Source organism: Rhodothermales bacterium, assembly GCA_013002345.1.
Classification (GTDB): Bacteria; Bacteroidota; Rhodothermia; order Rhodothermales; family JABDKH01; genus JABDKH01.
Map to the genome: position 1 here is coordinate 1 of JABDKH010000106.1, position 4282 is coordinate 4282.

Annotated in this window: 5 protein-coding genes; all 5 read left to right on the forward strand. The window is 57.6% G+C overall.

Annotation, left to right across the window (positions count from 1 at the left end):
• Positions 1-281 (forward strand): tetratricopeptide repeat protein (locus HKN37_05430; GenBank protein NNE46085.1); only part of this gene is annotated, 281 nt, incomplete at its 5' end.
• Entirely contained in the window at positions 278-1096 is an 819-nt protein-coding gene (locus tag HKN37_05435; GenBank protein ID NNE46086.1) for a DUF4292 domain-containing protein, read from the forward strand. The genes HKN37_05430 and HKN37_05435, both read left to right, overlap by 4 nt.
• Complete coding sequence (locus HKN37_05440) at positions 1080-2309, forward strand: peptidoglycan DD-metalloendopeptidase family protein (GenBank protein ID NNE46087.1); 1230 nt, start codon at positions 1080-1082, stop codon at positions 2307-2309. The genes HKN37_05435 and HKN37_05440 overlap by 17 nt, the downstream gene beginning before the upstream one ends.
• 75 nt (positions 2310-2384) lie before the next feature.
• The gene (gene rpiB / locus HKN37_05445; GenBank protein ID NNE46088.1) at positions 2385-3002 is read left to right on the forward strand and encodes a ribose 5-phosphate isomerase B; all 618 of its coding nucleotides are present in this window, start codon (positions 2385-2387) and stop codon (positions 3000-3002) included.
• 124 nt (positions 3003-3126) lie between these two features.
• A partial coding sequence (lpdA, locus tag HKN37_05450) for a dihydrolipoyl dehydrogenase (protein NNE46089.1) occupies positions 3127-4282 on the forward strand: 1156 nt, incomplete at its 3' end.

Consider the following 4282-nt stretch of genomic DNA (forward strand, 5'->3'; position numbering starts at 1 on the left):
TACTGGCGCAGCAGGCGATCAGTATTGATCCGGACAACCCGTCATTTCAGGATACACTCGGATGGATCCTCTTTCTCCTCGATCGGCCAGCCGAGGCAAGAGAATGGGTGCAGCGTGCGGTTGACGCGACGAGCGGGAACGCGACAATGCTCGAACATCTGGGTGACATCGAGGCGAGCCTGGGTTTAATGGAAAGTGCACGCACTCGCTGGCTCCGGGCGCTCGAAATAACTCCGGACAATGAGCTGTTGAAGGAGAAACTTGATCGGGTCGCACCTTGACTTTCTGTTCCTTTCTGCGGCCACGAATTCGGTCCGTTCCTCGCTCGAGCGCGCTCTTTGCGTTACTCGTGGTCCTGTTGACGATGGCCGGTTGCCGGACCGGGAGGTCGGCGCTTGATCCGAGTCCGCTGCCCGGGCATTTCCCTGACCATTCAGTCGACGAAATCCGGCGTGCACTCCTCACCGCGACTGACACGCTCCACTCACTGCAGGCTGTTTCAAGCGCTGCGGTTGCCAGCCCTGAAGGATCCTCCCAATTCACAGCGGTCATAAATCACCGTCTTGGAGACTCCGTGCGTGTGGACGTCAAGGTTCAGTTTGGTATCGAGGCGGCCAGAATACTCTTCACGCCCGACTCATTCTTCGTCTACGACCGCATTAAGAAGACCGTCTACTACGGCGATACTGAGAGTGCCAGTAGGCTTCTGCCGATGCCGTGGCAGGCACCAGATCTCTTTTTTGACATTCTGGGTCTTCCAGCCATCGAGATCACTAATTCCTGGTCTGTTGAAGCCGACTCGCTCCGCTACTATTTGACAAGTATGGATGGTCGGCAAAAGCTGTTTGTGGATCCCACGATCTGGAGGATCGTTCGCACGGAAGAACGAGATGCACAGGGTGTACTTGAGGAAGAACGAACGTTCCTCGACTTCGACCTGTTTTCGGGAGTCGCTCTCCCACGCAGAATCGTGGTCCGCCGACCCGTTGACAAGATCAGTGCAACGATTTCCCACCGGTCACTTACGCTGAACCCGAAGAGACTCCACCTTGACTTCGATGTCTCTAACAACGCCACGTATGTACGAGTCCACTAAGAGCCCTCCGGGAAGCCGCCTCGCTCCCCTCGTCAAAACGATCCTCGTTGCTGCCCTTGCGCTTGTTGTCGCTCGGCCGGCAACCGCCCAGGATCGGATTTCGCGTGAGGAAACAGAGCAACGTCTGGAGGAACTGCGCGACCTGATATCTAAAGATCAGGACCGCCTCTCGAAGACGACGAAGCAGGAGCAGGCAAGTTTGAAGACGCTTCGCAATCTCGACAGGCAGATCGCGATGCGAGAAGAGCTCATGCGGAATTATCGGACGCGGCTCGATCAGCTGCAGCGTCAGCAGGATACTCTGCGAACATCGTTGACTCTCCTGGAGGAGGACCTGGGCCGGCTGCGCGACGAATACCGGGGGCGTGCGGGTCACGCCTACAAGTACGGGCGCACGCACGATCTGGCGTTGATCCTCGCGGCAGAGTCGATCAACCAGATGCTCATCAGGGTTCAGTACCTGCGTCGCTTTTCGAATCAGCGGCGCAAGCGCCTGGATGCTATCAGGGAATCGACGGTTCAAATCAACCGGCAGCGAGACGAACTGGCCGCGTCCTACCTGCGAAATGAGCAGCTTCTCGAGGCCGCGGAGGCGGAACAGGCACGACTTGCTGACCTGAAGACAGACCGGAGCCGTGTCGTGCGCAAGTTGCGCAGGGAACGTCAGAGCATCGAGAAGGACCTCGAGAATCGCCAGTCTACCGTCAGGCAACTCGAGTCCCGCATTCGTGAGATCATCGCCGCCGAAGCACGTCGGACCGGCGACAGATCAGCCGAAGCGCTGCGAGCGAGTGCCGAGCTCACCGCCGCCTTTGTGAGTAGCAAAGGCCGGCTGACATGGCCGTCTCGCGGCGTGGTCAAGGAGCCCTTCGGTGATATCGTGAATCCGGTTCATGGAACGAGCGTACCTAATCCAGGAATTCTCATCGCGACGGAATCATCCGCTGCCGTGAAAGCGGCGTTTGAAGGAAGAGTAATCAGCGTGGACATTATTCCTGACTTCGGTACGTACGTGGTCATAGAGCACGGGGAGTACCATACGGTGTACAGCAACTTCTCCCTCCTGTATGTCGGGCAGAACGAAGTTGTGAGTTCGGGGCAGGTGATTGGCCGGGCCGGTACGGACTCGGAACCAAAGGGTCCTGGCATCTTCTTCGCCGTCTTCAAGAAGGGCGAACCGATGAACCCCGTTCCCTGGCTCACGCGACTGTGACGCGCGGCGCTTGAATGATCAGGTCGGCGAGGGTAGTTTGCTCTAATGGGGAGCAGACAACTCATAACGGAAGCGATGGTGCGGGCCGCGCACAGGTCAGGGGCCTCGACTCTTACCGTGGACGCGGACGTTGTTATCACGCCGCTCGCACGCGATACCGCCCGTCAGCTTAAGATCGAGTTCCTTCGTGTTGAGAAAAATCGAAGCAAGAAGCCATCCAATCCGACGCGATCGATCGCCATTGGCAGCGACCACGGGGGTTTCGTGTACAAGGAGCAGTTGATTCCGTTTGTCCGCGACCTCGGGTGGCAGGTCGCCGACGTCGGTACGAACTCCGATAAGAGTTGCGACTATCCTGACTATGCCTTGAAGGTGGCGAACACCGTTGCCGCCGCAAAAGCTGACCTCGGGATTATGATCGACGGCGCCGGAATTGGATCGGCCATGGCCTGCAACAAGGTGGCTGGCATCCGGGCCGCATGCGCATACAACGAGTTCACGGCGTGGAACGCCCGGGCACACAACGACGCGAATGTCCTGACGCTCGGAAGTCGTACCCTCGGTATCGAAGTGTGCCGGGCCATCGTTCGGGTGTTCCTTACAGAATCATTTGAAGGCGGTCGGCATCTGGGACGCGTCAGAAAGATCGACGCGATAGGAGCACGACCCGGCGTCCACCGCAGCGAACCCTGAGACCTTCCGTATTTTCACAGACCTCACAACGTGATCGGATCTCATAACACGGGGATGCGTTGACCGTGACACTTCCTGATCCCCGCCTCGAGGCCCATACCACCTATTAACCACGTGCTAATTGATGGCTGATTTTGACTATGACCTGATCGTGATCGGTACCGGTCCAGGAGGCTACGAAGCCGCCATCCGAGCGACTCAGCTCGGAATGAAGACTGCCGTTGTCGAAAAGAACAAGCTCGGAGGTGTATGTCTGAACATTGGCTGCATACCGACGAAAGCACTGTTGAAGAGCGCCGAGCTTATGGACTACGGTCGCCATCTGTCCGAGTACGGACTGAATGTCGCGGGTGATGTCGAGGCGGACTTCCCGAAAGTGATAGCCAGAAGTCGGTCGGTCGCCAACAAGATGAACAAGGGAGTGCAGTTCTTGATGAAGAAGAACGGCATTGACGTTATCCCCGGTTATGCGCGGTTGACCGGCGACAGCACGATCAGCATTGAACCGTCTACGGACATGGACGGCGCAACGATCGGAAAGAAAGCATCCGTTCGAGCCCGGCATATCGTCGTCGCCACCGGTGCACGGGCACGTGAGATACCACCGCTGCCTGTTGATGGCAAGAGGATCATCACCTACAAAGAGGCCATGTTGCAGACCGATCGACCCGCCAGGCTGGTCGTGGTTGGTGCCGGCGCGATTGGCGTTGAGTTTGCCTACTTCTATCACAACATGGGCGCCGAGGTTACCATTGTGGAGGTTCTGGATCGACTGGTGCCAGTCGAGGATCACGACGTCTCCAAGGAGCTCGGGCGTGCCTTTAAGAAGATGGGTATCAAATCGATGACCAGTGCCGAAGTGCTTTCGGTCGACACATCGGGCGACACCGTACAGGTTAAAGTCAAGACGAAGAAAGGCGAGGAGACCATCGAAGCCGACCAGGTGCTTTCCGCCGTGGGCGTGGTCGGTAACATCGAGGACCTTGGTCTTGAAGATCTTGGGATCAAGACCGATCGCGGAAGCATCGTGATCGATGGGTTTGGCCGCACAAACGTCGATGGTGTGTATGCGATCGGCGACGTTGCCGGGCCACCCTGGCTTGCCCACAAGGCAAGTCACGAGGGCATCATGTGTGTCGAGAAGATAGCCGGGCTGCCCGTGCACGCGATGGACAAGAACAACATTCCGGGATGCACCTATTGCCAGCCACAGATTGCCTCCACCGGATATACCGAAGCCGCTGCAAAGGAGGCCGGATATGAATTGAAGATCGGCAAGT

Coding starts and splice junctions, on each gene's coding strand:
- rpiB (NNE46088.1), top strand. CDS start 2,385: ATGGTGCGGGCCGCGCACAGGTCAGGGGCCTCGACTCTTACCGTGGAC.
- HKN37_05440 (NNE46087.1), top strand. CDS start 1,080: ATGTACGAGTCCACTAAGAGCCCTCCGGGAAGCCGCCTCGCTCCCCTC.